At 54.7% G+C, this 26,555-nt stretch carries 32 protein-coding genes; 3 read left to right on the top strand and 29 right to left on the bottom strand.

Annotated features, from left to right (window positions below; genetic code table 11):
- Positions 1–40: 40 nt before the first annotated feature.
- Complete coding sequence (locus A9404_RS12450) at positions 41–817, bottom strand: transporter (RefSeq protein ID WP_066102209.1); 777 nt, start codon at positions 815–817, stop codon at positions 41–43.
- A gap of 262 nt (positions 818–1,079) precedes the next feature.
- Positions 1,080–1,889, bottom strand: coding sequence for a hypothetical protein (locus tag A9404_RS12445; RefSeq protein WP_066102206.1), 810 nt, complete (start codon positions 1,887–1,889; stop codon positions 1,080–1,082).
- A gap of 124 nt (positions 1,890–2,013) precedes the next feature.
- Here A9404_RS12445 and A9404_RS12440 point away from each other — a divergent pair, with 124 nt between their 5' ends.
- Both A9404_RS12440 and A9404_RS12435 read left to right on the top strand, forming a co-directional pair.
- On the top strand, positions 2,014–2,937 hold the full coding sequence (locus tag A9404_RS12440) for a DUF6502 family protein (RefSeq protein WP_066102203.1): 924 nt from the start codon (positions 2,014–2,016) through the stop codon (positions 2,935–2,937).
- On the top strand, positions 2,930–4,450 hold the full coding sequence (locus A9404_RS12435) for a DUF5666 domain-containing protein (RefSeq protein ID WP_156521330.1): 1,521 nt from the start codon (positions 2,930–2,932) through the stop codon (positions 4,448–4,450). The genes A9404_RS12440 and A9404_RS12435 overlap by 8 nt, the downstream gene beginning before the upstream one ends.
- A 21-nt stretch (positions 4,451–4,471) precedes the next feature.
- On the opposite strand, the gene A9404_RS12430 is transcribed toward A9404_RS12435, so the two are convergent.
- The 11 genes from A9404_RS12430 to A9404_RS12380 form a co-directional block, all read right to left on the bottom strand.
- A complete protein-coding gene (locus A9404_RS12430) occupies positions 4,472–5,095 on the bottom strand; it encodes a DUF2238 domain-containing protein (RefSeq protein ID WP_231880917.1) in 624 nt (207 codons plus the stop codon).
- A 106-nt stretch (positions 5,096–5,201) separates the two neighbouring features.
- Positions 5,202–5,792, bottom strand: coding sequence for a class I SAM-dependent methyltransferase (locus tag A9404_RS12425; protein ID WP_066102197.1), 591 nt, complete (start codon positions 5,790–5,792; stop codon positions 5,202–5,204).
- Positions 5,793–5,892: 100 nt separating this feature from the next.
- A complete protein-coding gene (locus A9404_RS12420) occupies positions 5,893–6,270 on the bottom strand; it encodes a TMEM175 family protein (RefSeq protein ID WP_066102194.1) in 378 nt (125 codons plus the stop codon).
- A gap of 102 nt (positions 6,271–6,372) precedes the next feature.
- On the bottom strand, positions 6,373–6,681 hold the full coding sequence (locus A9404_RS12415; RefSeq protein WP_066102192.1) for a DUF1272 domain-containing protein: 309 nt from the start codon (positions 6,679–6,681) through the stop codon (positions 6,373–6,375).
- Positions 6,682–6,684: 3 nt separating this feature from the next.
- On the bottom strand, positions 6,685–7,140 hold the full coding sequence (locus A9404_RS12410; RefSeq protein WP_066102189.1) for a VOC family protein: 456 nt from the start codon (positions 7,138–7,140) through the stop codon (positions 6,685–6,687).
- 143 nt (positions 7,141–7,283) lie between these two features.
- Positions 7,284–7,823 carry a DinB family protein gene (locus A9404_RS12405; RefSeq protein WP_066102186.1) on the bottom strand — a complete coding sequence of 180 codons (540 nt, stop codon included), beginning with the start codon at positions 7,821–7,823 and terminating at the stop codon, positions 7,284–7,286.
- Between the two features lie 144 nt (positions 7,824–7,967).
- Positions 7,968–8,675, bottom strand: coding sequence for a DUF4336 domain-containing protein (locus tag A9404_RS12400; RefSeq protein WP_066102183.1), 708 nt, complete (start codon positions 8,673–8,675; stop codon positions 7,968–7,970).
- 88 nt (positions 8,676–8,763) lie between these two features.
- Positions 8,764–9,618, bottom strand: coding sequence for an aldo/keto reductase (locus A9404_RS12395; RefSeq protein ID WP_066102179.1), 855 nt, complete (start codon positions 9,616–9,618; stop codon positions 8,764–8,766).
- Positions 9,605–10,477 (bottom strand): DMT family transporter, encoded by an 873-nt coding sequence (locus A9404_RS12390; RefSeq protein ID WP_066102177.1) that lies wholly within the window; start codon positions 10,475–10,477, stop codon positions 9,605–9,607. Before A9404_RS12390 ends, A9404_RS12395 begins: the two co-directional genes overlap by 14 nt.
- A gap of 138 nt (positions 10,478–10,615) precedes the next feature.
- Positions 10,616–11,002: a GFA family protein gene (locus tag A9404_RS12385; protein WP_082922965.1), complete on the bottom strand. Its 387-nt coding sequence runs from the start codon at positions 11,000–11,002 to the stop codon at positions 10,616–10,618.
- Between the two features lie 121 nt (positions 11,003–11,123).
- The gene (locus tag A9404_RS12380) at positions 11,124–11,780 is read right to left on the bottom strand and encodes a hypothetical protein (protein WP_066102174.1); all 657 of its coding nucleotides are present in this window, start codon (positions 11,778–11,780) and stop codon (positions 11,124–11,126) included.
- A gap of 211 nt (positions 11,781–11,991) precedes the next feature.
- On the opposite strand from A9404_RS12380, the gene A9404_RS12370 reads away from it, so the two are divergent.
- Positions 11,992–13,139 (top strand): IS3 family transposase gene (locus A9404_RS12370; RefSeq protein ID WP_156521329.1). Its coding sequence is split into 2 segments (ribosomal slippage): positions 11,992–12,238 and positions 12,238–13,139, totalling 1,149 coding nucleotides; the frame shifts between segments, so codons are not numbered across the junction.
- Positions 13,140–13,203: 64 nt separating this feature from the next.
- Here A9404_RS12370 and A9404_RS13245 read toward each other — a convergent pair.
- From A9404_RS13245 to A9404_RS13460, 16 genes are all read right to left on the bottom strand, one after another.
- A complete protein-coding gene (locus A9404_RS13245; RefSeq protein WP_082922964.1) occupies positions 13,204–13,674 on the bottom strand; it encodes a GNAT family N-acetyltransferase in 471 nt (156 codons plus the stop codon).
- Positions 13,675–13,757: 83 nt separating this feature from the next.
- Positions 13,758–14,501 carry a hypothetical protein gene (locus A9404_RS12365; RefSeq protein WP_156521328.1) on the bottom strand — a complete coding sequence of 248 codons (744 nt, stop codon included), beginning with the start codon at positions 14,499–14,501 and terminating at the stop codon, positions 13,758–13,760.
- 353 nt (positions 14,502–14,854) lie between these two features.
- Positions 14,855–15,301 (bottom strand): hypothetical protein, encoded by a 447-nt coding sequence (locus tag A9404_RS13470; protein WP_156521327.1) that lies wholly within the window; start codon positions 15,299–15,301, stop codon positions 14,855–14,857.
- Between the two features lie 346 nt (positions 15,302–15,647).
- Positions 15,648–16,529 carry a hypothetical protein gene (locus tag A9404_RS12360; protein ID WP_066102165.1) on the bottom strand — a complete coding sequence of 294 codons (882 nt, stop codon included), beginning with the start codon at positions 16,527–16,529 and terminating at the stop codon, positions 15,648–15,650.
- 193 nt (positions 16,530–16,722) lie between these two features.
- On the bottom strand, positions 16,723–17,136 hold the full coding sequence (locus A9404_RS12355; RefSeq protein ID WP_156521326.1) for a hypothetical protein: 414 nt from the start codon (positions 17,134–17,136) through the stop codon (positions 16,723–16,725).
- Positions 17,137–17,776: 640 nt separating this feature from the next.
- Complete coding sequence (locus tag A9404_RS12350) at positions 17,777–18,349, bottom strand: HNH endonuclease (RefSeq protein ID WP_197490356.1); 573 nt, start codon at positions 18,347–18,349, stop codon at positions 17,777–17,779.
- 74 nt (positions 18,350–18,423) lie between these two features.
- Positions 18,424–18,987: a hypothetical protein gene (locus A9404_RS12345; RefSeq protein ID WP_066102157.1), complete on the bottom strand. Its 564-nt coding sequence runs from the start codon at positions 18,985–18,987 to the stop codon at positions 18,424–18,426.
- Between the two features lie 363 nt (positions 18,988–19,350).
- Positions 19,351–20,160 carry a DUF7947 five-stranded beta-barrel domain-containing protein gene (locus A9404_RS12340; RefSeq protein WP_066102155.1) on the bottom strand — a complete coding sequence of 270 codons (810 nt, stop codon included), beginning with the start codon at positions 20,158–20,160 and terminating at the stop codon, positions 19,351–19,353.
- Between the two features lie 407 nt (positions 20,161–20,567).
- Entirely contained in the window at positions 20,568–20,849 is a 282-nt protein-coding gene (locus A9404_RS12335) for a GIY-YIG nuclease family protein (RefSeq protein WP_066102152.1), read from the bottom strand.
- 131 nt (positions 20,850–20,980) lie between these two features.
- The gene (locus A9404_RS12330; protein WP_156521325.1) at positions 20,981–21,334 is read right to left on the bottom strand and encodes a type 2 periplasmic-binding domain-containing protein; all 354 of its coding nucleotides are present in this window, start codon (positions 21,332–21,334) and stop codon (positions 20,981–20,983) included.
- Between the two features lie 101 nt (positions 21,335–21,435).
- Entirely contained in the window at positions 21,436–21,792 is a 357-nt protein-coding gene (locus A9404_RS12325; protein WP_066102145.1) for a hypothetical protein, read from the bottom strand.
- A gap of 34 nt (positions 21,793–21,826) precedes the next feature.
- Complete coding sequence (locus tag A9404_RS12320; protein ID WP_066102142.1) at positions 21,827–22,150, bottom strand: contact-dependent growth inhibition system immunity protein; 324 nt, start codon at positions 22,148–22,150, stop codon at positions 21,827–21,829.
- A gap of 778 nt (positions 22,151–22,928) precedes the next feature.
- Positions 22,929–23,414, bottom strand: coding sequence for a GNAT family N-acetyltransferase (locus tag A9404_RS12315; protein ID WP_066102139.1), 486 nt, complete (start codon positions 23,412–23,414; stop codon positions 22,929–22,931).
- A gap of 348 nt (positions 23,415–23,762) precedes the next feature.
- Positions 23,763–24,347 (bottom strand): hypothetical protein, encoded by a 585-nt coding sequence (locus A9404_RS13465; RefSeq protein WP_156521324.1) that lies wholly within the window; start codon positions 24,345–24,347, stop codon positions 23,763–23,765.
- Between the two features lie 919 nt (positions 24,348–25,266).
- Positions 25,267–26,079 (bottom strand): abortive infection family protein, encoded by an 813-nt coding sequence (locus A9404_RS12310; RefSeq protein WP_066102136.1) that lies wholly within the window; start codon positions 26,077–26,079, stop codon positions 25,267–25,269.
- 83 nt (positions 26,080–26,162) lie between these two features.
- The gene (locus A9404_RS13460; RefSeq protein WP_156521323.1) at positions 26,163–26,378 is read right to left on the bottom strand and encodes a hypothetical protein; all 216 of its coding nucleotides are present in this window, start codon (positions 26,376–26,378) and stop codon (positions 26,163–26,165) included.
- Positions 26,379–26,555 lie beyond the last annotated feature (177 nt).

The raw sequence follows: 26,555 nt of genomic DNA, 5'->3' as shown, positions 1-26,555 counted from the left end.
AACAATCGACGATAGGCACGCCCTCCTCGACTGAAACGTCTCAGAAGACGATCTGGCCGCCCACGCCGATACCGAAATTCGCACTCCCCGAACTCAGCCCCTTGTCGAGATACACCTGGAACCCGCTACCCTTGTCGGTCACGTTGTAATTCCAGGCCAGAACCGCATCGGCCGGATTCGCATTACCCCGTACCATCGATTGCTGCCCACTGAACATCGGCGTGATGAAACTCCGCGGGGACACCGCATAGGTGACGCCGAGCTGATAGGTCGCGATGTTCCGGTAATTCGAACCGGCGGGCTTGCCGATAAACCGGTACCCAAGCTTCGCGAACGGAAACAGCTTCGGTGAAGCAATCTGCTGGAACATCACCCCGGCCTCATAATCGTTACGACCGGTCCCAAGTCCCGAAGACGACGATGCCGTCCCGAATTTCACCTTGGCATAGGGTGAAACGGAAGGAACATGCCCCTCGGCAGGCAACAACGTGTATTGGCCGGACAGCCAGACATCCCCCATACCGCTGGCATTGCGGGTTTGCGTGGTGGACGCACCGGTAACGACCCCGCCCGATGAAATCTGCGCGCCGACCGGCAGATTTTTCACGGAAAGATAGGGCAGCGTGAGCTTGAGTTTCCACTTCTTGTCACTGACCTGCACGTCCGTGGCATCGTAGTAAATGTTGATCGTATGATCCGTGCCGTACTTTCCCTGGAAGAATGCAGCATTGTTGCTCAAGGTGATTTTCGGATCGGCATGGGCGACAGCCGTACCTGCAAGCAGGGCTGTGGCGACAAGTACTTGAGAGTAGCGCATCGTAAAAATTCCTCTTTATTCGATCGGCAACATGAATTGAGCGGACGAGAAGCACCGGCACTTGGGACGGCATGAATGCCCCTCGTCCAGGTAAACCCCAGCAACATCGATCATGTGCCAGGAGACACAAACTGCATCCGGTCAAACCGACCGAACGCAAAAAACCGGCGGCGAAGATAACCCGCAGGTTAGCCACGCGGCAAAAGAAGCATATAAGCCGCTTGCACGACTGCAAGGTGCAGCCGGCAAGCAAATCGTGAAATCAATGCGTCTCAACGTCGGGAACATGGACTTCCGGCGCATGGATTTCAGGTACGTGTACCGAAGGTGCCTCGACCTCGGGCGTCTTGACCTCCGGCACCTCGACAGACGGTGTCGTGACCTGTGGGACATTCACTGCCGGGGTGGACACGGACGGTGCCTCGACTTCCGGGGTGTCTACCGACGGCGTATGAACGTCAGGCACGCTGACGGCGGGATGGTCGATTTCCGGTTTTTCGATTTCCGGTTTTTCGATTTCCGGTTTTTCGATTTCCGGTTTTTCGATTTCCGGTTTTTCGATTTCCGGTTTTTCGATTTCTGGCTTCTGAATCTCCGGCTTCTGGATTTGCGGCGCATTGATCACCGCCGTCGCAGATCCCGAATTATCCATATCCGATTGTTCCATGATTGCCGGTGCTTGCGCCGCACCGGAGGCATTCGATTGAACGGCCGTAGTCATGTGCGACTCCGCCCCCTCGGTCGATGCCAGCTGTAGGGCGGTTGCTGCCCGCCCTTCACCCTGCATCCGGGCACGGGTCTGGGCCTGAACCAGCGCGCGGATGCGCGCTGAGACAGCGTCTTCATGATCGGCATCCGCCGCCGTTGAGGTATCCACTTCGGAACCGGTCGTCAGAGATACGGCTGTGCCCTGAGAGGCCGTATCACCCTGGGCTTGGATCTGCGTGCCAGCCTGAACCTGGGTCTGAGATGTGGCAGACGCGGCCTCCGAGACGCCGCCCATACCGAGGCCCATGGCCAGGGCCAGCAGGGAAATGGAAAAGGGAAGGGTCTTCTTCATTGTCTTCGTCATGGCAAAACTCCTATGCGGACAGGTATTCGTTGCCTGGTGACCAACGTTGTCGTCCAGGCAAAATTTATCTTAGTGGGAAAATTTCCCACGTCAAGTCGCCTGGGCTTATGTTAAGATTTTTGTCATGAACAATGCCGTCAAATCAGCAGCTATTGCCATCTTCCGTCCGTTGGTCCGATTCCTGATCGGACACGGCTGGACCTATGGCGCGATGGCCGAACTGCTGAAGGTGGTTTGCGTGGAGGAATCCTGCCGATTGCGTCCACCGGGCGCCCCGCCATTGACGGACAGCAAGGTCAGTCTTCTCAGCGGTGTCCACCGCAAGGAAGTCAACCGGATTCGCCAGGAACTGGCAGACCGGAGCCCCGACGATCTCCCCATGCGACAAGGCGCCAATATCGCGGCCCAGCTTGTTGCCCTGTGGGTGACGCATCCGGATTGCGTCGACGAACGCGGCGAACCCCGCGCCCTGCCCCTGCGCGCCGAAAAGAGCCCCTGCATCGAAACCCTGGCACGCGAGATCAAGGCCGACATGCGCCCGCGCACGATTCTCGACGATCTGATCCGTGCGGGCATCGTCGAAGAGCGTTCCGGCCTGTTTCATCTGCTGCGCACGAGCTACGTGTCGGACGTGCCGGAAGACCGCCTCGTCTTTCTGGGCGCCAACGTGGGCGATCATCTCGCCAGCGCCGTACACAATCTTCAGGGTATCGACCCGCCCTTCATCGAACAGGCGGTGTATTTCGATGCGCTCCCGCCGTCGGTGGTCGATGACGTTCGGTCCGAATTGCGCCAACTCGGCAGCCAGATGATCCGCACGGCCTACGAACGGGTTTCCCGGCGAGATACGGGTGCGCAGCATGAGCCGTCACGCCGGCTTCGCATGGGCGTCTATTACTACGAGGAAGCAGTTCCGTCCCGCGCGGCCGGACCTGCACCTGCCGACGATCCTGGTGGCAACCCTGGTGGCAACCCGAGCAGCAACCCGAGCAGCAACCCGGGCGGTGAAGCGGCGACGGACAAGGTGGATGGCCAACCAGATGTCTAGGCGCCAAACACGTCCGAACCGGATGGAACTCAATCCACACGCACGACCGGCCCAGTGGGGCCACGCGCTCCTTCGTCGCTTCAGCGCGCTTCTGATCCTGGGATTTGCCTTGCTGACCCAGCCCCTGCTGGCGCAGCCCGGCGGGATTGGCGGCACCGGCATGCTGCCCGGCGGAATAGGTGGAACAGGTCGGATGCCCGGGGGTATCGGCGGCACCGGCATCGTGGCCGTCGGGCCGATCCAGCGATTCGGCAGCGTGTTCGTCCTGGGCAAGGAATATCACTTCACGCCCCAGACGCAATTCCGCATCGACGGCACGGTCGCGCAGGAGCAGGATCTGCAGTTGGGCGACGTGGTCACCGTCATCGGGCGTCACGAACATGGCCGATGGATCGCCCTGCTGGTCCAAGCGCGCCGTGCGCTGGCCGGACGAATCGAGCAGGTGAATTTGGCCGATCAGTCGATCCGACTGCTGGGTCAGACGGTCCGGATCACGGGCACCACGCGCATCACCGGGGTCAGCAGTGCCCCCATCCGCCTGAAGCAGCTTCACAAGGGCGACTGGGTTCGAATCAGTGCATTGAGCGCGGGGCACAATCACTGGCGCGCCACGGCCATTCTCCGGAGCGACGCGAAGACCGCCAGCACTTCGCTGTTGCTGCGCGGTGTGATCGAGGCCGTCAGCCCGGACCGCCGCGCCATCCGGATCGGTGGACAATGGCTCCCGCTGTCGCATCGGCTGGCAGCCCAACTTGCACCGGCCGAATCGATTGTTGCGCATGGACGCTATGTGTCGGGCAAACCGCAGTTGACGCGCATCGCCCACGAAACCGGACCCGCCGGTGAGGCCTCAGCCATCGGTACGCGGATCGCGGTCTACGGCCTGATCCGGAAAACCCAGGAAGGCACGTACTGCAACGACTACCGCCTGACGGGCGACACTGCAGCGATCGCACTCAAGCCCGACCTGCGGACCACACGCGTCTGGGGTCTTGTGGACGGGACCATCGCCGCCCCTGGCGTCATCCGGCTTGAGCGAATCACGCCATCCGTCGATCCCATGCATTATGGTCTCAACGCAACCAATCCCCAGCAGACTCGCGCGCCAGAAAAGGCCTCATCGGAAACGCATCCGAGCGAAAGGGCCAATCCGCTCGGGGATCGGGCGAAGACGGTACTGGACGGCACCCGGGACCACGCTGTCGATTCCGTGCCCGACGCTCTTTCCGGACAAGTGGACGAGCTGGCGCCCGATGATCTGCCCAACCCCACAGCCATTCCGTCCCTGCCTTCGCATGGGATCGAGTTACCCGAGCAGGCGCCATCCCCGCCCGAGATTGCTCACCCCGATGTGACGGACGTCCCGGATTTCTCACCACCCGAAGTAGCGCCGGCGCCGACGCTGCCCGCCATTCCGGCTCCGCCGCCTGTACCTTCGCCGCCGACGGTTCCGGCCATACCGTCCGCTCCTCGGGTTCCGGAAATGCCCGATCTGCCCGAACCCAGCAGCTGAACAGGCGACCGGTTCAAACGCTCAGGGCTGACGGATGCCGGCCGTGCCTGGCCCCGTCAATGCGCGAATCTGGGTATCCTGCCAGCGGGCGAAGAACGCCAAAGCCACGACCGCGCCGATCAGTGCAAACAGCATGTCCGATTGGGTATCCCAGGGATCGCCCTGCGTGCCCAGAAAAGCCGTTGCGCCTTCCCCGGCCAACAAAGCCGCCCCCCACTCGATCAGCTCATAGGTCGCACTGATGGCCAACACGATGCAGATCACGATAAAAGTTCGCATCCGGTTGCCGCGTACATAAGCCCCCCGGATGAGAATCTCCCGGGCCGCCAGTGCCGGCACGAATCCCTGGAAGAAATGACCGATCTTGTCGTAGGGATTACGCGTCAGGCCCAGCCAGTCGGCGATCTCGAAACCGAGCGGCACCCGGGCATAGGTATAGGCGCCGCCCAGGATCAGGACGAGCGCATGCAGGAATATGCCGACATAGAGCAATGTCGTCAGGGGAAATCGGCCATAAGTGACCCAAAGCAGCGGCAAGACGGCGATGACAGGAAACACCTCCAGCCCCCAGATCGGCCGATCATAGGCAACTATGCCCGACCAGATCAGCACAGCAATCAAAATCAGCGAAGCGATCAGAAGCATTTGGGTGCGCGGCACCTGCATGACGGAATGCCCTCTCCTCAATGGTGACCCGCATGGGACAAGCGGCGCAAAACCGCTTTCGCCAGCCCCTCCGGAAAACGATGCTTCATTTGACCGCGATGACGCAGATGAGGGGATGCCATCTGACGCCGTTGTGCCGCACCTCGACCGACGAAAAACCGGCAGCCGTCAACAGAGCCGTCAGATTCTCCGCGCCGAAAGACGCATAGCTGCTCCGTTGGCGGTCCCGCACCGTAACCGCAAGATACCCGGATGGCTTGAGCACGCGCAACAACTCGCGAAATGCATCGACGGGACTGGGCCAGAAATAAACGCTGTTGACGGAAAAGGCCTGGTCAAAACTCCGATCCGCAAAAGGCAGGGATTCAACGGTACCGCAGAGCACACGGACCCGACCTGCGGCCACCGCTGCACGGTTCCTGCGCAGTGCCGTTCGAGACATCGTCTCGGAGTGATCGATCCCGGTGAGGGTGGCCAGGGGATTTGCCGCGGCAAAAAGCCCCAACGCCTGACCCGGACCGAAACCGATTTCCAACACTTTTTGCGCGTCGGCGATCTGGAGCTGCTCGACGGTCCAGGCTTCGTCGAGGCGGTCATACCAGGCTATGATCTGACCGAGGATTTGCCCGACGAAGCCCCGTGGCTTCCCTGGTTGGCTGCGTAATGTACTGCTCATGATTCGTCCCCTGTCGGTTTCGTGCTTTCCCGGTCCCCGTCCGCACGCGTCATGGCGCCCTCTCGACACGCTTGGCCGCCGCAGACCTCGACGGCAGAATCTAGCCATCCCGGGAGGACATGCGCCGTTCGATACGTCTGTCGGGAATCAGCCACAGGAGCGCGACAAAAGCATAGATGGCCTGTGCAAGCATCGGCCGCCAGAACGAGGCCCCGATACCCACCGCATACAGTGCTACCGATACCTTGCCTTTCCAATCCCGACCCAGGGCTTTCCTCGGCTCGGAATCCGGACCGTCCGCCGCCATGATCGCCTGCTGCAGCACGAAGTAGGCCACAGCCGCCATGAGCAGCACGACGCCGTAGACCAGGGTTGGGTTGGACGCGAAATGATTCTCGCCCATCCACGCCGTCGCAAAGGGAAAGAGCGACAACCAGAACAGCAAATGCATGTTGGCCCACAGAACGGCACCCGTCATCCGTTGCGATGCCTGCAACAGATGATGATGGCCAGCACCCCGTCACTGAACGCTTCCAGCCGCCCCTTTCCCATGGCGCACGCCTAGGCGGTCATTCGGTTGTCACCGCAACCCGGGCGGCAATCCGGACTGCGCGGCGAGCAACTGCGCATGACGCTCGGGATCGACGGGGTGGAAGATGACCCGCGTGCTCGCAGGATGGGCACCAAGATAATTGTCGCCCTTCCAGTTCCTGGCGGGGCGGATGGGCCGCGGCACGAAACCACCGCCACAGTTCGGACAGGTGTTGTGCAGAACCGCCTCGACGCAATCCGCGCAGAAGGTGCATTCGTAGCTGCAGATACGCGCATCCGGCGCGTTGGGCGGCAGGGGCTTGTTGCAGTGCTCACAGGTCGGCCGGATTTCCAGCATGGGTCACTCCTCCATTAACCAGTTGTCGTGGCGGTGTTGCCGCTCCTGGCGGTAATTGGTCACTTCGAGCCGCAGACCGTCCGGATCGCTGAAGAACGTTGCCCAATAGTCCGGGGCGTATTCTTCATAGCGTTGCGCCTCGGACGCATCGATCCCCAGGGTTCGAAGCTGTGTCGATACGGCCTGAACCGCCTCGACGGTGGCCACGCGAAAACAGAAATGATGCAGTCCCGGCGTGTCCGCGTCATGGGTGCCCGCCCGATGCGAAGGTCGCAACACGTAACCGAAATGGCGGTTGTAATACTGAATATGCGGATCCCCGCCCAGCGCGAATCGGCTCTTGCGGAATCCCAGCGTTCGGAGCAAAACGAGGTCGTAAAACGACTCCGCGCGCCGAAGATCGGATACCGTCAGGTAAATATGGTCGATCCCGATCACCTCGATCCTGGCATTGGTCATGGCGCGCCAACCTCCTTGGGCATCTACACACGTATCCCCGCACGACGATCGTTTATGGTCCATGAACCAGAGCTCATGAACCAGAGTTAATGAACCTGGGGCCTTGGCAACACCGGCGCCGCCCCCTTCCGGACGATACCCCGTCAGATCGGGCAATCGTCGATGATCTCGACCAGATCCGTTTCCCCGAAATCCACCCCCGCCTGGGACAGCAGCGTCGTGATCTGTCCGCGATGGTGGACCTGATGCAGAAAGAAATGACTGATCAGGCTGGCGATCGGCTTTCGAAAATGGCCGCGGCTCATGCTTTCGTAGGCCAGCGCGTCCCCCAGATCCCCGTCGGTGAGCCCGGCCAACCATGCCACGATCAGTGCGTCCAGCGCGACACGATGATCGCGAAGCATTGCCAGATCATCGAACAGAATCTCGTTCAGCGCCACCGGCTTGCGCATCTCGATAACCGGGCTCAGGGCAGACGCGCTCGCGGGATGGCTGGCAAATCGCTTGAGCCACAGGATATCACCGACAAGCAGGTGGTTCAGGGTACCAAGTACCGATCCGAAGAACGCCCCGCGGTCGCCCCGCAATTCGCTGTCCGGAAGCTGGGCGACGGCAGCGTACTGACGGGCATTCATCAGCCGGTTGTAGTCGGCATACAGCCGAAACTGCTCGATCATCGCCATATCTGCCCCCTTCTGTTTTGACGCATTAAGCATCCGGCATGACAACGGACGGAACCGTTACTCAAGCTGTCCCGTTACTCACGTTGTACCGTTACACAAGCGGTACCGTTACTTAAGGGTACGGCAAGCAACAGCACGAACGCATCAGGCATCCAGCACCTTGCGCCAGGCGGTCGTGAGCGTCTTGCCGACGTCGCGCTCCACCAGTTCGCCATGAGCGAGGATGATCCGATTGGCATCCCAGCCGATGATGGTTTCCAGCGCCCGCCGGACGACCCGCCGGTCACCCCAGCCCATCTGGTATTCCGGCGCCGCCTTCGGCCGCCCCCACATCCGGAAGATCCATTTCCACCAGAAGCGTAAGCCCGGACCGGCCGTATGGCGGTAATCGTTGCCGATGTTTTCCAGCAGATCCACCAGAATCAGCGTCTTCGACGGCTTGTGGAAAAAGGCCACTTCCCATAGGTATTTCGTGCCCTGTACGAGCACCTGATCCAGGACGTCCGCCCAACGATGATCCGGCCGATTGCCCAGAATCCAATCGAAGGGGATATCCGGTCGCTTGCGCTCCAGCCCCGGGCAGAGCCACGTCTCCGCCGCCGGATATTCGCGCTGGAAATCCGTCACGTACAGGTGGTGATATGACCCCGGCGCGACGATGTACCGAACCGGGCCGATGGCGTCGATCTGCGCTTTGACCGCCGCGTCGATGCGACACGGGTCGTGCACGAGCAGATCGCCGTTGGGCAGGCGGATCAGCGTCATCCGGGCGAACAGATCCATGCCGGAATAGTGCACGGGATATTCCAGAATCCAGAGCTGATTCGGGATGTATTCGACTAATTGGCTCATGGGACTATTCCTTGAACGATTTGAGCACGCGGGATACGAAGCAGCCGATCCCCATCACCCCAAAGCCTCACACCGGAAGTTGCAGCCGCTAATCACCGACCGCATTCAACTGGGCGACCTCATCGCCGGATAGGTCGAGAAGGACAGCATCCATGTTTTCTTCCAAGTGCGCGAGATCAGCAGTCCCCGGAATCGGCACCATCATCGGCGACAAGGCCAACAGCCAGGCCAGAGCGATCTGTGCTGCGGTGGCCCCTCGGGCTGTTGCGATTCGCTGCAATGCCGCATCGTGCTTGGGTAGCTTGCCCATGCCCAACGGGAAGTACGCCAGAAATGGAATACCCACACTGTCGCACCAGGCCAGAACGTCGCGGGAATCGGTATGCCCAATGAAATAGGCGTTCTGCACCGCCTCGATGGGGACCACGGCGTTTGCGCGCTCGATGTCCGTCATGCTAGCGCTGCTCAAGCCAACATGGCCAACCAGTCCCTGAGCCTGCAACTCGGCAAGGCACCCCAAAGAGGTTTCGATTGGCACACCGGAATCCGCCAGCGGCCCCCCCGCCAGCCGCAGAAAAACGAGATCCAGACGTTCCACGCCCAAAGTTTCCAGGTTTCGCGCCACGGATGCACGAATCTCATCGGGCGTTGCGGCGGATTCGGGACGCCCCCCTGCCCCGGCTTTGACGCCGACCTTGGTGGCGATGATCAGATCCTCCGGATACGGAGATAAAGCCTCTGAGATCGACCGGTTGGCCAGGCCAGAGCCATAGAAATCGGCCGTATCGATCAGCGTCGCCCCGAGCGCGACGGCGCGCCGCAGAATCGAACGGGCGCGCTCGGTATTTTCCGGCACGTCTCGAACGCCGGGAAGACGCATGGCCCCGAACCCCATACGGTTCAGTCTGCGTCCCCCCAGCATGGGTGCCTCATGGTGATTCATCACGAATATCCCCTGATTTCGAAAATTCAAAAGCCTGCCCGAAATCGTGCGGCGCCAGACGAGAAAGAATGAACACCAGCAACCCGCCCAATACGGCAAGTGTTGCCACCCCGAACCGCAACGTCAACGCCTCGCCCAACAGCAATACGCCGCCAAGCGCTGCGATGATCGGCACGGAGAGCTGCAAGGTGGCTGCCGTGGTGGCTCGCAGAGCGGGAAGCACGGCATACCACAGGGCATATCCCAGGCCGGAAGCCAGCGCGCCGGAAGCCACGGCGTAGAATACCCCCTGCGCCGCCATCGGTTCCTGCAGGCCAGACACATGAACGACGGCAAACAACCCAAGCGCCAAGGGGACGGATCGCACGAAATTGCCGGTCGTTGCCCGGATCGGCGATGCGCCGCCCCTGCCACGCAGGGAATACACCCCCCAGGCAATACCGGCGCCGATCATCAGTACGGCCCCGAGCAACGGTGGCGCCTGCACCCCCGGCAAGACCAGCCAGACCAACCCCGCGAAGGCGGCGAGTGCCCCGACAGCCTGCCATGCGGTCAGCCGCTCACCGGCACGCAGGCCGTGGGCGATCATGGTGATTTGCACGGCCCCGAACAGCAGCAGCGCCCCGGTTCCGGCACTCAAACCGACATAGGCAAAGGAAAAACCCGCCGCATAACCGAACAGGGCCAGTGCCGACAACCAATCGCCCCCAACCGCCCAGGTTCGTTGCCGCAATCCCACCAGCAGCCACAGGAATGTCGCGCCGGAAACGAGGCGAATCAGGGTAAAGCTCGCCGCACCGATCCCCCCCGAAGCCAGCGCCTCTCGACACAGCAGCGAATTGGCCGCAAACGCGACCATCACGACCAGGGAAATTGCCGCAATCCGCAGGGAAGTTCTAGAAATCACGTTGCCCTTTATGTGCCCACATCCGATGCCTCCGATGCACGCCCACAGGGGCGATACATCCCGACATGCATTGTGACAGGCAAGCCCGAGCTATGGATTGGCAAGGGGCGTCAATCGATGAATATTGGCTTCCCAGTGCTTGCCATCGAATGGCTCGATATCCATCCCCGTGACCGTACCTTCATCCAGGCATCGGGCATTCACGCTATAACCGTCGGGGTGCGACCGGGGTATGTAGAAAGACTTGATCCCGCAGGTCCGGCAAAAGAGATGCTTCGCTTCATGCGTATCGAAGGTATAGGTAACGAGATCGTCCTGCCCGGAAATCAGCCGGAATCGCGATTTGGGCACGATCAAATGCAGATAGCCGGTTTTCGAGCAAATCGAACAGTTGCATTCGGACACGGCCAGGACTTCCGGCGCCTCGACCTCGAAACGCACCCTGCCGCAGTGACAACCGCCTTTATGCCAAATCATGTCGACACCTCCTTATTCGATTGTTTCCAGCCATGTCGAACGCGGGCCGCGGAACAGCCCGACAGCGTGAGGCCTGCATCCACTGTCGGACTGATTTGCTCGACTGCTGTCACGGATCCCGCTAGGTCTTTTCAACCGTCCCGTCGCGGAACACGCGAAGGAATTCCACCTGGTCCTTGATCGCATCCGCCGCCTGCTCCCGCTCATCCAGGGAGTCGACCACGTCGAGATTTCCCTGAGCGTCGTAGCGGAAGTGCGTCATCTTCGCCTCCCTCGGATCGAATCCAAACTTTGCGGAATACCGGCAGTGGAGATCACCGAGGAATATATCCTTGAATTGCAGGAAATAAACGGTGTCATACCAACCAACATGCAAAACCACGCTATTGTCATGGCGCAGGATGCACTGCCAGTCCCACGCCGGCTGGACCCGCATGCGAATCATCATGTCCGACGTATCGATCTCCTTGAGGCATTTCTCGACCTGATCCGGCGTCTTGAAATGCATTTCAACGCGCGTCAGATGCGTTGGAGCGACATCGAAGTTGACCGGCGTGCCCAAACTGACCAGTTCGAACTCCGGAAATGACTTTCTCGAAATATTGATGAGTCTCAGGAGGGTCACGTCCTTCGTGACCCTGGGGGTCTTGCCAAAAATGTCTGTGACATATTGCGGGACATATCCCGCCTTTGACCGGACGATGACGTCCTCGGTCGGAATGGAGGCGGCCAGAATGACGACGGTGCCGTCGGGTTCAACGATCTGCTTGATTTCCATTTTTCAATCTCCCTTGGATGACGAAAAAATTGACCGATCAATTGCGCCAACCCGACCCACCGCTGAAACGCAAAGCATCGACGGAAACCATCGGCACAACTCAGATGGGCGGTCGGGTTAAGAGAATGGTAGGCCTGGAATAGTGACCTGAATCGCCACCAGTTTGCTAGCCACCTTTCAGCCATCCAGAATGGTTATCAGAGAGGTACTCATGAGCAGCAAGCGTTATCCCGAAGAATTCAAACGTGAAGCGGTCCGGCAGGTAACGGATCGTGGTCACAGCGTGGCCCAGGTTGCCGATCGATTGGGCGTCACGACCCACAGCCTGTATGCCTGGATCAAGAAGTACGGCCCACGGTCCGATGAGTATCAGGTCAAGGCCGATGACCAAGCTGAAATCCGCCGCCTGCAAAAGGAACTCAAGCGAGTCACGGAGGAGCGCGACATCCTAAAAAAGGCCGCGGCGTACTTCGCCAAGGAATCCGGGTGAGGTACGCCTTTATTGCGGAACATCGTAAGCAGTGGGCTGTGCGACGGCTATGCGCCTTACTGGATGTGCATCCGAGCGGGTTCTACGCCTGGATGCGCGCACCACGGTCTGCACGAAGTCGCGAGGATGACCGCTTATCGGGGCTGATCAAACAGTTCTGGCTAGAGTCGGGGGCCGTCTATGGCTATCGCAAGATTCACAGCGATCTACGTGAGGTTGGCGAGACATGCGGTCCCAACCGCGTGCATCGCCTCATGCGCGGAGCAGGTATACGGGCACAGGTGGGTTATCGAAAACCACGACACAGGGCCGGCACTGTCCACCAGGTCACCCCAAATCGTCTGCAGCGTCAGTTCAACTCGGAGGCACCGAACGAGGGCTGGGTGACCGACATCACGCATATCCGTACCCACGAGGGCTGGTTGTATCTGGCGGTGGTACTGGATTTGTTCTCGCGCCGGGTCATCGGTTGGTCCATGCAATCACGGATTACCCGAGATTTGGTGCTGGATGCGTTGTTGATGGCCGTATGGCGGCGCAAACCCACCGGCAAGGTGGTGGTGCATTCGGATCAAGGCAGCCAATACACCAGTCACGACTGGAGTGCGTTTCTGAGAGCCCACGGGCTGGAGGGCAGCATGAGCCGGCGCGGCAATTGCCACGACAATGCGGTCGCGGAAAGCTTCTTTCAGCTACTGAAACGTGAGCGGGTAAAACGGAAAATCTACAACACAAGAGACGAAGCCCGGGCTGACATCTTCGATTACATCGAGATGTTCTATAACACCCGACGTCATCATGGTTCTAACGAATTGATGTCGCCTGTAGACTACGAGCGGCGTCACCACGAACGGTTGGAATGTGTCTAGGGAATTGGTGGCGATTCAGAAGTTCAGTTCATGTCCCTCTCAATTGGTTTTGTTAGGCCATTTTTCATAGTGTTTTTTTCATATGAACCACTTCAAACTTCGAACCACTAGAAAGAGTAACGCTCTCTCTATTTGACTCTTTAAAACCGTGTTTAATGTAAAACGGTTCGCCAGCTAATGTGGCAACCAGAAACAGTCTTTTAACTTTTTCTAGTTTTAGTTGAGCTACACATTTATTCAGTATTTCGCTGGCGACCCCTTGCCTCGCATGCCCAGGGTGAACAAAGAATGCCTTTAATTCCGCTTCATTACTTCCTTGCAAATGCTTATACCCTCCGATAGCAACAATGCTACCTGATACCTCCGCAATAAATAATTTTCTTTCAATAACCATTTTTTTGATTCCAGAAACAAGCTCTAATGCTTCCCCTATAATTTCAGGGCGATAAAATCCCGCTTGTAAATTACTGGTAGACAACTCAATTAGAACTCGTATTTCTTCTATTTCATTTATTCGAGCAAACCGAATATTCATATACTTGATGAGGGCCTAACGTTTGAATTCACCGGACTGGCGCGGCTTGCCGCGACAGGTCCGGTGGAATGATGGGTTGGGCCTTATCTGTTTCGCGACCACTTGAACTTCCCCGTCTTTCTATCGAACGAGTAATAGGCCGACTGACCGTAATGAGGCGACCAGCAATTTAGGTAGACCTCCTCTGGGTGGAAATGACTGCGCTCCAAATTCATGTAAATCGGCGTCATGTAATGCCCAAAGCCGCAATCAGGATTGATGTCGAGTGTTTGAACAACCATGCCGGTGTTCTTGCTTACCACCTGCACCCTGACTTCCGGCGAGGATGCCTGATAGCTGCCAATAAACGCATGCCTTTCAGTTTGTCCCCAGAATGGGATTTCCACGACGCCGACAACTTGCACTTCTTTGGTGGTGTCGAGGCTACCTACACGTTTTAGGGAAATCGAATAGGAATGGCGAGAATCGCGCCACTCTCCTACCGCCCCATCATCGGTTGGCGTGAGATGAAGCGGACACCCAATCGCGTAAGCGCCATTCTTGAAACCGTGGACAATCGCCTTTTCGTATTCTTCAGGTGTGTGAACCTCGCAAAGTGTGAGGCTCTTATCATCGTTTTCCAGTCCGTAGATAGGAATCGGGGACAAATGTTTGTCGTAGTAGTAACTCCCTTCCACAGTGGTTCCGGGTCCAAAGTCGTATCGCTGAATGGAAAGGTGAACCGAAGCGGCACCGATTTGACCAACGTAATTGGTAACGCGATACCAGCCGGCAACCGCATTGCCAGCCATCAGTATCAGTGCTGAAGCAATCGCGGCTGTCTTCAAGATGAGGCCCAACGCCTAAGCTAACCCGCCGCCGGAGCGCGACGCGCGGAGGGAACCCAACGGCGCGGCCGGTGGGCGGTCGGGTTGAGCGTGATGTTAGGCGCGAGATGATGAAAAGACGATGAACACATGACGTGCGGAACCTCCCTGTGGGCGACGCCCTTCCTTGCCACCATGCACCAAGCCCCGACGATGCGCGACCCGGAATTTGAAGCATGTGTTTGCGACCAGATTAGGCTACCAAACTGCTGACAGAAAGCACCAAGAATCGCCCAAGTGCCTAACGTCTGAATTCACCGGCCTTGCGCGGCTGTATGCGCAAGGTCCGGTGGAATGATGGGTTGGGCGTCGCTTCATTTTGGCTCTGCACCAAAAAGGGAAGGACGCAATACCTGATACATGGTGTGCAAGTGATACGTTCCCGGCCCACTCCAAGCACGAAAATCTGAGTTCTGTCCTTTTTCTGTTGTGAACGTTGCATGCCATAAGGAATGCTCGGAAACAATGATTTTCGCCGGAGCGTCTTCGAACTGATCAGCCGTTATATCGACGATCAGTGGGCCGTTGGAAAGCCAAGCATGAGACGTCCACGTATTGTCTTGCTGACTTCCACGATCGCCGCAAATGTATTCAAACCCAAGAACTCCGCTGTCCTTAAAGTAGGCACCGAGCAACAAAGAGGCGTCGCCGCAGGAACCCGCGGGGAAAGATGACATAGGAGTTGGTAACGCTTCGCGCGGCAATGCTTCGATAGCGGCCCGCATTTTTCTAGCAAGCTTCTCAATGTGTTCGTGTGGCATTTCGTGACGCCCAACGCCTAAGCTAACCCGCCGCCGGAGTGCGGCGCACGGAGGAAACCCAACGGCGCAGCCGGTGGGCGGTCGGGTTGAGCGTGTTGTTAGGCACGATGTAATGCAAAAACTGCGAACGCATGACGTGCGGTACCTCCCTGTGGGCGACGGCCTTCCCTGCCACTATGCACCAAGCCACAACGATGCGCGACCCGGAATTTGAAGCGTGTGTTTACGGCCAGATTGAGCTACCAAACTGCTGACAGAAAACACCAAGAATCACCCGAGTGCCTAACGTTTGAGCTCAGGCCGCGGCCCGTCAGGGCCGTCGCGCCTGCAGCGAAGTGTTATGCGACTACTTCTTAATGCTGGCCTCATATGCAATCAACGCCTCGCCCAAGGCATGAGCACATGAAACAAGGCCAGAAGACAGCATGTCAAATATGTCTACGTGAATATCTAATGGGATTTCCGGGTTCACTTTGACCTCCAAAAGAGCGACCGTATTCTTCTGCTTGCCGTCTGCGAAAAAGCCATTGATGAATTTAATGTGTTCCTCTGCGGCCTCACCTTTTGTTGAGTATCCGGTCTTCTTCATAACGTTATCAATGAACTTCTCTTTATCTTTCGAGACGCCGCCCATGTGAACGATGAGGTGCCGTAGATGCTCAACCAGTATCACAAGTAACTTTAGATCAAGGTTGATTTTATTGTTCTTCTCCAGATCAGCGAAATCTGGAAGTTTCTCCCTGAATCTATTTAGGGCACTTTGCGGAACATCGCGCTTTGCTCTCGACTGATGGGCAAACCACTCAAAGTCTTTAGTCTTCAACTCAGACAAAGTTATTGAACCAAAGTCACTTAACGGCCAGAAGTTATTGTCGATATATCCGGCATACGCATACGCTTCCTCTACAAAATCAGCGAAAAGCTCGTATGCCTCCGACAGAAGCCACTGGTATTGCTTGTTCTTGTGATAGAAGACTTGGGCAGCCTTTTCTTTGAGGCTCGTTTTCTTGTGCGCAAATACTCTTGGTCTGCCGTCGTGAGCACTGCGAAATATAATATTGTCAATGGAAGTCGGAAGCTCCTTTAGATCGGGATGATTTTCCAGAGCCTTTGCATACCTATCTAGTTCCGCCAATTCCTTCGTGGCATTGGCCTTAACCGCTCTCTGGTACAGATGGAGTAGCGCAACAGCCTCCGTATACCGGGAGAATATTTCCTGAATTTTCATCTTCTTCTCATTTTTGCGAGGAAATATTTATTCTCGAATCCAGGCGCACATTTTCTTTCTTATTGTCACCAGAATGGCGCTCCACTAAACGTTCCTAGTCGCATAACGCCAAGGTAAGGGGCGTGCGGAGCAACGCGTAGCACGTCCCGCGCAGGGCGCGCTTTTTGCGACCGGAGTGAACTTGACCGCTTTGTTAGGCATTTTCACTCTCCCACTTGGCTAAATTAAATTGACTTAATTCAATAGTTTTTAAAGCTAGCTCCCTCGCTTTAGCCCACGCTGGATCGCTGTGTATTAGTTTATTTAAAGTTTCGAATGAATATTTTTCCAAATCCAGCTCGTTACTTTTTAAGTGACTATACAAGTCCTGTAGCACCGCTTGCACATTGTGACTCAAATTATTTTCAAATTGTTGTTGGCGCTGAGGAAATTCTGAATTATGAAAAAATTCGAATTCAGTAATAAAGTCTTCTACTAGATCGTCTGGTGTTATGTACTCCTCAGGAGTGCCATTGATCATATACTTTTCCTGAGCTTTAACAGATGAAAAATAGGCCAGCGTTTCCATTAAACTACTATACATATTCTCATCAAGTGCCTGATTCATGTGTATGCCTAACGCCTAAGCTAACCCGCCGCCGGAGCGCGACGCGCGGAGGGAACCCAGCGGCATAGCCGGTGGGCGGTCGGGTTGAGCGTGATGTTAGGCGCGGGATGATGAAATGACGATGAACCCATGACGTGCGGTACCTCAATGTGGGCGACGCCCTTTCTTGCCACTATGCACCAAGCCCCGACGATACGCGACCCGGAATTTGAATGGCGTGTTTGCGGCCAAATTGAGCTACCGAACTGCTGGTAGAAAACACCAAGAACCGCTCAAGTGCCTAACGCCTAAGCTAACCCGCCGCCGGAGCGCGACGCGCGGAGGGAACCCAACGGCGCCGCCGGTGGGCGGTCGGGTTGAGCGTGATGTTAGGCGCGGAATAATGAAAAGACGATGAACCCATGACGTGCGGTACCTCCCTGTGGACGACGCCCTTCCCTGCCACTATGCACCAAGCCCCAACGATGCGCGACCCGGAATTTTAAGCGTGTGTTTACGGCCAGATTGGGCTACCGAACTACTGACAGAAAACACCATGTATCGCCCGAGTGCCTAACGTAGAAGTGAGGGGCAGCCGGAGCGCGAAGCGCGGAGGGAACCCAAAAGCGCCGCTTTTTGGCTGTCCCTCTCGACTGCCGGGTTAGAGCGCTTTGTATGCATTGGCGACCTCGGTATTGATTTTTGTAGCGAGCGCCTGCGATTCGCGCATGAGTGACTGCACTCGCTCTAGATTGTTTTGGTGTTGCGCCCACACATCGGGACCAACAATGGCAGCAAAATCCATTTTTGTTGGTGCCTTGAAATTCTCGTAAGCCTCCAAACGCTTTATTCGTTCTGGAATGTCCTTGATGCCGCGCGCTGTGGGCGATAGTTTTGCACTACTGAGCATCCAGGTTTTCCACTCCTTGTTGCCCTTAGATTGATTGCACTTTCCGCAGGAAGGTACGAGGTTGTGGATTTCGGAAATGTACCCAGTTGGTTTTTTGTCTTTTACGAGTGGACGGAGGTGGTCCCATTCCGAAGCCACGCTGCCACAGTATGCACACTGAAATGTTTCGGGGGTCATTCTGAGTATTTCCAATGCCTGCTTTACTTCTTCCGCGCTGGGCAGCACGACCGGAATTATCGAATTAATAAAAGCGTTCGTGATGCTTGAAGATCGCCCGGTGATTTTCATCGGGGTTGGCATTCGAAACAGTGACAAATACTTCATGGGCGTTGCGCTCTAACGTTTAAGCTGCGGGGCGCGAGCCGCAACGCGGCGCAGCGTCCCACACGAGCGCCTTGTTAGCTGCCGGACTGAAACAGTTTACGAAGATCAATTCCAACCCCCGATATGTTTGGTTCGAGTATCACCGCATCTGCAAGGCGGCGAAAACCATTCTTATTGATTGTTTTTGCAACAGCGAATCCGGAAAGGTTTTTCTTTTCCTTGATGTCATTGAAAATTGACTTTATCAGTTGAATTACATCGTCTGTTGTTTTGCATGCCGACTTCAGAGGAATTAATAGTAGCTTGTCATCAATTTCACCAGACCTTCGATACTCTTCGTTGTGCTCCCTGAAATACGAAGGTGTGAGCGTTGTTATAAGGATGGCGGGAAGAATCTGCTTTCCATCCTCACCATTGATCCCGTGCCATGAAAACACATCATTCGCAAAATGAATTGGTTCGATTCCCGCCACCACCACTGATCTTGTTTGGGACGCCATTCGCGCCATGTTCGTGAAGTTAGCCACGAGAGCATCCGTCAGCGGTTCCTTCCATCCATAGTCGAGAACATAGATGAAGTAATCTCTTCCATCATCAGTGTTTGGTAGATTTCCAAGATTGTGTACATGAAGGCCCATGAACTTTCTCCTTGAAGCAGCTAACGCCTAAGCTAACCCGCCGCCGGAGCGCGACGCGCGGAGGGAACCCATCGGCGCAGCCGGTGGGCGGTCGGGTTGAGCGTGATGTTAGGCGCGGGATGATGAAATGACGATGAAACCATGACGTGCGGAACCTCCCTGTGGGCGACGCCCTTGCTTGCCACTATGCACCAAGCCCAAATGATGCGCGACCCGGAATTTGAAGGGCGTGTTTGCGGCCAGATTGGGCTACCGAACTGATGACAGAAAACACCAAGAATCACCCGAGTGCCTAACGCCTAGCTAAAGGGCGCAAATGGAGCGCAGCGGAATTTGCGTCCATTTTGAGCGCCGTGTTAGATTTTACGCCTGTTTGATAGTAGAAATTAAATAACGCTTTGTGACTCCTTTTGAGGTAAGGACCCTCTTGGCGTCAATAAACAGTTTTCCCTCACCTTGAGTTTCCTGTGCGTAGTGCATTGACCACGTAAGGAGTTGTTTTTGTGCTGAACTAACATCATCACCAATTTTAAATGATACGGTTCTATCTAGCTCATCATCATAGAACCTTCCGTAGCCAGACAGTATATTGTATCGAGTAACGTTGCCGCGAATGTTGTGCGTAGTAGCCTCTTCGACACGAAGCGACACTTTCTCCAAAGTTGATGAATCCCAACGAACAACCTCACCGATTCTCTGGCGCTTGATAGTGACAACCACATTTTCATCTTTTTTGATCGGTCTATGCGCTTGTTCTAGCGGGACCTCAAGCACTTCTTCCATTTCACCAATAAATGGCTCAATTCTCTCAGATAATTTTCGTACGTGTGGTGTTTCTGGTTCGTAGGCAATCTCTAGTGTTTTTGACCATGTCCACTTTATGAGATCATAGAAAGCTGCGGCTGCAATGCTGGCGCCAATTGCATCTTGGTTGGTAATTACGAACGTTACTATCTGCTCAAAGCTACCTTTCCTTGATGGATTAATATAGAGTTCGCCACCTGTTATCTGGTGCCCTTTTTTTCTTATTTCACCATCATTCAATAAGGCATGAGCTGTAATTGAGAGTGCCCGCGCAAAACCCTGGAATGACACCGACGCATCATACATGTCAAGCCGTCCTTGTTCGGCATCACCATAATGATATTTTATGGCGAATGTAATCGATGTCATTTGGGTTCCCTCCGGTTATCTTTGTTGAAATCTAACGCCTAAGCTAACCCGCCGCCGGAGCGCAGCGCGCGGAGGGAACCCAGCGGCGCAGCCGGTGGGCGGTCGGGTTGAGCGTGATGTTAGGCGCGGGATGATGAAATGACGATGAAACCATGACGTGCGGAACCTCCCTGTGGGCCACGCCCTTCCCAGCCACTATGCACCAAGCCCCAACGATGCGCGACCCGGAATTTGAAGGGCGTGTTTGCTGCCAGATTGGGCTACCGAACTGCTGGCAGAAAACACCAAAAACCACCCAAGTGCCTAACGTTGGAAGTAACCGGCGCCGGAGCGCGCAGCGCGGAGGGAACCCCAACAGCGTAGCTGTTGGCGCGTCCGGTTGACTGAAATGTTATACGGCATGGCGACTACCCTTTGAACGGAGGGTTTCTGTTGTAACCGATAGCGGGATCATTGGAGCGAAATGCCAGAATGTACTCTCGCTCTTTTTGATTTAACTCACCATCCGTTACGGTGTCTGACTCCCAAAGAATTTCTTTTCTTATGGTGAAGTCGCGGCGTTGTTCTCTTGTGAAGTCTTGTGCAATCAGTGTGCTATTCGCGCTGCCAAAATAATTGATGTCGTCTGTTATGTCTTGGCCAATGTAAATCTTGCCGTTTGGGTATGTGATTTTGTAGATCACTTTCATCGTTCTTGGCAGTGCAGGCTGCTTGATGTTGAGTTAAGCCGTATAACGACTAAATAACCTGCGAATATTTTAGTGGGCGTTTTTGGCCCACTGAAATATTTGTCAGGTTAATTTTCTTGTTAGCTCTTTCATTAATGAGCATTGAGTAAGATACCAACTGCTACCAAAAAAACTAACATATTCATAAGGGCTGCTGGACTTGGTACAGCTAGCATAAGGTTTTCAGGATGTTCTTTAATATTTTTCCATGACAATGTCAGGAAGTGTTTAGAGTATAAGTTTATGATATATGAAAATATTGGTTTAATTTTCGTATTAAAAAACATACCTAGTATTGCGATGAACTGAACTTCTAATAACATTAGAAACATTTCTAAACCAACTGCATCAATAAAAAATGCGAGCTGCGCCATTTCTGGATTAAGTATAATTAACAGCACGAAAAATGCTGTTAAATACTTCCACATTTTATTTTTCCAGTTCATGTTCATCTCTTTGTTTTTAGAGCTAACGCGTTGTTAAGGGGCGCGGAGCCGCACCGCGGCAGAGCGTCCCAGTGAGCGAAGCGAACGACTTGAACAAATGGTTATGCATTTCTTAGCGCTTCTTTAATCGCTGGCTTTGTATATTTTTCCACAGGATCGCACTGATCTCTATGGTCGTACTCACCTGCATCAAATGCGCAGTAGATTTCATAACACGGCTCAACAAGCGGAATATCGTGTTTCATGGTGAAATCAAGCATGATAGGCCACACACCATTCATAGCATTGTCGCCGTCCTCATAAGACATTTCGCCCGCATCAAACTTCCTTGCTATAAACAACGATACCTGATTGAAAGAATCCTCAATACTGACTCCTTCCTCAGCAGAGAAGCTTTCAAAGTCGCCGTATGAAAGATTCTCTGTCAGCGACTTTTTAAATATTTCTTCGATCTTCATATTGATGCATAACGCTTGAGTTAAGCGGCACGCGTCAGCGTGTCCGCTTGGACGAGTTGTTAGCCGCCGCAGCCACCTGCAAGTGTACGGCTAGTTGCTGAAGCCAAGAACGGTACCCGTGTTCTGAACCCGGCCAGTAGTAACACCCCATGGCCTGCACAGCTTGACTTAGCTCGCAGTCCGAAATGGGAGACTCGGAAAGCTCGCTCAACTTGGTGGCGACGTATTCCGGCAGGGGTGCGTTGGAATCCGCTACAAACTGCTCAGCAACCGCCTGCCAAGAGGCGTGCTCTACCGCCCAGTCCTGATGGAAGTAGGCGTCAAAGAGTTGTTCCAGGTCTCTGTTCTGTTCCGCCATATGCCGTCCTTGACCGGCTAACGTTTCACATAAGGGGCGCCGCGGTAGCGGCGTCCCAGCGACCAAGGGGAGTGAGCTTGATGTGATTGTTATACGATTTATATGCCACGGCAGTGCTCCGTAGGAACCGAACATGCTATATGGATCCACACACCATCCACCCATGAATTTATGGGGTTTGATACTAGTTCTTTTGTACCCTCCCATTCAGCACCAGACGGCAATTTCCTTTGAAATAAAAATCGACTGACGGGCTCATATTTGCGCGAGTAAAGCTTTGCCAATCGAATGCGATTCCTTCTAGAAACAAACATTGAAGGCGGCGCATCAAAGCCCCATGACATTGAGGCGCGCAGTTTATTATTTTGATACTCCAGTACTATTGAGCGAACCAGAGCGCCCTTTAGTTCTTTCTTTGACATCAGTGCTATTAGCTTCATCTGATTTGCGTATAACGCCTAAGCTAACCCGCCGCCGGAGCGCGGCGCGCGGAGGGAACCCAACGGCGCAGCCGGTGGGCGGTCGGGTTGGGCGTGATGTTAGGCGCGGGATGATGATAAGACTGCAAACGCATGATGTGCGGAACCTCCCTGTGGGCGACGCCCTTGCTTGCAACTATGCACCAAGCACCGATGATGCGCGACCCGGAATTTGAAGGGCGTGTTTGCTGCCAGATTGGGCTACCGAACTGCTGGCAGAAAACACCAAGAATCGCCCGAGTGCCTAACGTAAAGGTAAGGGGCGCGCCGCTTTTGGCGCGTCCCGCTTGACCGCAATGTTAGGTTGCGTTTCGTGGCAACCGCATGTGAATAAGTGCAACCCGATTTCCTTTCTTGTCATGCCGTTCCTCGACGGCATAAGGCTGAAACCCCAGTTTCGGATAAAGCAGCAGGCCAGCAACATTTTGATTGAAACACGATACTGTCACCTCGGCGGCCTGATGTTTTGAGAAAGCAAAGCCAATCATCTGTTCAATGAGATAACGTCCCACGCCGCGCCCACGAGCCACCGGGGAAACGATGACGTTGCCAATGGAGCAACAGCCGCCAGCCTCCCAGCGGTAGAAGTTGGCGAAAGCGGCAACTTCACCGTCAAGTTCCGCTACCGTTGAGTCTGAACGCAGTGCGATTGCGTCCTGCAACTGCGATGGGGTCAGCGGGAATGCCGCCTTTGGGAACAAGAAAAACAACTCATCTTCGCTTTGCGGAAAACCGCAAATGACTTGAATGTCTTTTTCGGCAACAGGGCGATGGGTCAGCGGCATGCTTCAAGCAACCTAACGCCTAAGCTAACCCGCCGCCGGAGCGCGGCGCGCGAAGGGAACCCAACGGCGCAGCCGGTGGGCGGTCGGGTTGAGCGTGATGTTAGGCGCGGGGTGATGAAAAGACGATGAACGCATGACGTGCGGAACCTCCCTGTGAGAGACACCCTTGCTTGCCACTATGCACCAAGGCCCGACGATGCGCGACCCGGAATTTGAATCGTGTGTTTGCGGCCAGATTGAGCTACCGAACTGCTGACAGAAAACACCAAGAACCACCCGAGTGCCTAACGCCGCACTCTGCGGCAAATTTGAAGCGAAGCGGAAAATTTGTCCGACAGCAGTGCTTTGTTAGCCAAGGCTCGGCCCTCTACTCATAGTCTGCGTAGGGGAAAGAGCCTGATAAAGACCTGGAAGCTCTAGCCTTACATATTCGGTTAAGGATATTGAAGACACGGAGTTGGGAGATACACCAACAACAGATGCTACAGACTCTGGCCCAACCGATCCACTTGAACGCCCATCTTCTTTTTTTAACGCGATCAAATCACCAAGATAATCATTGAACTCTTCAGCTTTTAGCCCTTGATTCAAAATTGATAAAACCGAGCCCGTTTCTTTTAAAGAAAAGTAATGTCTAGCGTGCAAATCTAAACTTCCGCTGTCACCTTCAGCTCCATAAACCAAAAAGTGATGGCTATCTCTGCCACTCATTTCTCTTTTGGCCTTTTCGTAACATACAAATTTATCTATTTCGGTTTTTAGCTCGTTTTGGGAACGCTTGAATTCCACAAGTATTAACTTTGAGTTAATTCCAAAGATTCCGTCCCCACCTATTTCTTGAACACCAGATAAGGGAGCTGCAAAGTTAAGTTTTTTCTCGATAGCAGACAGAATAACAAATTTGTACTCGACCGTTTTTTCCCACCAAATCATTAGAATTCGTACTCCGCTAGTAAGTATGGCTAATGCCTAAGCTAACCCGCCGCCGGAGCGCGACGCGCGGAGGGAACCCATCGGCGCAGCCGGTGGGCGGTCGGGTTGAGCGTGATGTTAGGCGCGATGTAATGCAAAAACTGCGAACGCATGACGTGCGGAATCTCCCTGTGGGCGACGCCCTTGTTTGCCACTATGCACCAAGCCCCAACGATGCGCGACCCGGAATTTGAAGGGCGTGTTTGCTGCCAGATTGGGCTACCGAACTGCTGGCAGAAAACACCAAGAATCACCTGAGTGCCTAACGCCTAAGCTAACCCGCCGCCGGAGCGCGGCGCGCGGAGGGTACCCAACGGCGCAGCCGGTGGGCGGTCGGGTTGAGCGTGATGTTAGGCGCGGAATGATGTAAAGACTGCAAACGCATGATGTGCGGAACCTCCCTGTGGGCGACGCCCTTGCTTGCAACTATGCACCAAGCACCGATGATGCGCGACCTGGAATTTGAAGTGCATGTTTGCGGCCAGAACGGGCTACCGAACCATCGATAGAAAACACCCCGAATCGCCATAGCGCCTAACGCCTAAGCTAACCCGCCGCCGGAGCGCGGCGCGCGGAGGGTACCCAACGGCGCAGCCGGTGGGCGGTCGGGTTGAGCGTGATGTTAGGCGCGGGATGTTGAAAAGACGATGAACACATGACGTGCGGTACCTCCCTGTGGGCGACGCCCTTGTTTGCCACTATGCACCAAGCCAAAACGATGCGCGAGCCGGAATTTGGGATTTGTTTGCAGCCTGATGCGGCAGCCAGACTGCTGATAGAAGACGCCCCGAATTACCGTAGTGCATAACGACCAAGCTGTGCGGTGCAAACGAAGCGTAGCGTAGTTTGCATCCGAACGAGCGCCTTGTTATGCGTTGTATCAGAATGGAATATCGTCAAATTCATTTGCCGAAACATTCTCAGCGGTTTTTCTGCGTCGAGCATCCTCAATTGCCTTGATGAACCGAATAGAGCTTGTTACATGGCCGAATATAAGCAAGCTTTCGTTGTAATTGAGAACCTCATTATCATGAGCGTAGCTTTGCTGATTCCTTACTTTGTTGAAAGCTTCCATAACTGAAATACTGGACTTAAGTATCCGTTCAGTCATTTCTGACTCAATTAGCCCCTCGCTCTTTAAGTGCTTAACATACTCGCCTACCAAGCTGTGTAATGGCTTATCCCACTCAGTAGAAATTCCATGTTTTTCACACAGAACTCTGAAATATTTTGTAACAAACGTATGAAGCCTATCTAATCCTGTTTCTGGCTCATTGCGGTCTATTGCTTCACGCACTGACTTGGCCAATGTTTCAAAATCTTTATCATCTGTATTTGGTTCGACAGCGTCTATGTCCGGTACCGGGGCACTGGTTTTTAAGCGCTGAACGATCTTTATACAATCGTCTGGGATTGGCTTTTTTTCGTAACCATGATTTAGTTCGTCCCAGTTATCAAAGATATCTCCCAGTAACTTGCCGACTAAGTAATTCGACTCTCTGTCCCAAAATGCTCTCATGCGATTTGCTTTTGAACCGCTCGCATAATCATATTTCTCGTCGTAAATCTCGATCCCAACGCTTTCCAGGATAAATTCCTCAAACGTTCGATTGGAAAAGTCGAGAACATAGCCACTCCCCATGCCGAAGGCACGTTCAAGTTTTCTCTTTTCCATTATTGTGAGATCGGACACGATGTCTCCATTTATTTTTTACGCATAACGATTAAACTAAGCCGCTGCGCCTTAGCGCAGTCGGCTTGAGTGATTTGTTATGTTTATTGATTTACAAAGTCTTGAAGCTTATTTATAAGTTCTAATGCCATTTCTCTATTTAACTGAATATTTTGCTTTGAACCTTCAGCTCTTAATGTGTCACCATTCTTATATGTTCGAATTTGAAATGCGGATTCGTTAAAACAATAGTCGGATGATACCGCTGTTCTATTTTGCGGGGTTTCGTTAACGTGAACTAATTCTAGTATAAATGCCATTTTAAGTTCCTTTTTAATTGATCAGAAAATATAACGCCTAAGCTAACCCGCCGCCGGAGCGCGCAGCGCGGAGGGAACCCAACGGCGCAGCCGGTGGGCGGTCGGGTTGAGCGTGTTGTTAGGCGCGGGATGATGAAAAGACGATGAACGCATGACGCGCGGAACCTCCCTGTGGGC

Origin of the sequence: Halothiobacillus diazotrophicus (assembly GCF_001663815.1) — a bacterium.
GTDB lineage: Bacteria > Pseudomonadota > Gammaproteobacteria > Halothiobacillales > Halothiobacillaceae > Halothiobacillus > Halothiobacillus diazotrophicus.
Note: the sequence above shows the minus strand (reverse complement) of the source record. Positions and strands in the feature narration are given on the sequence as shown.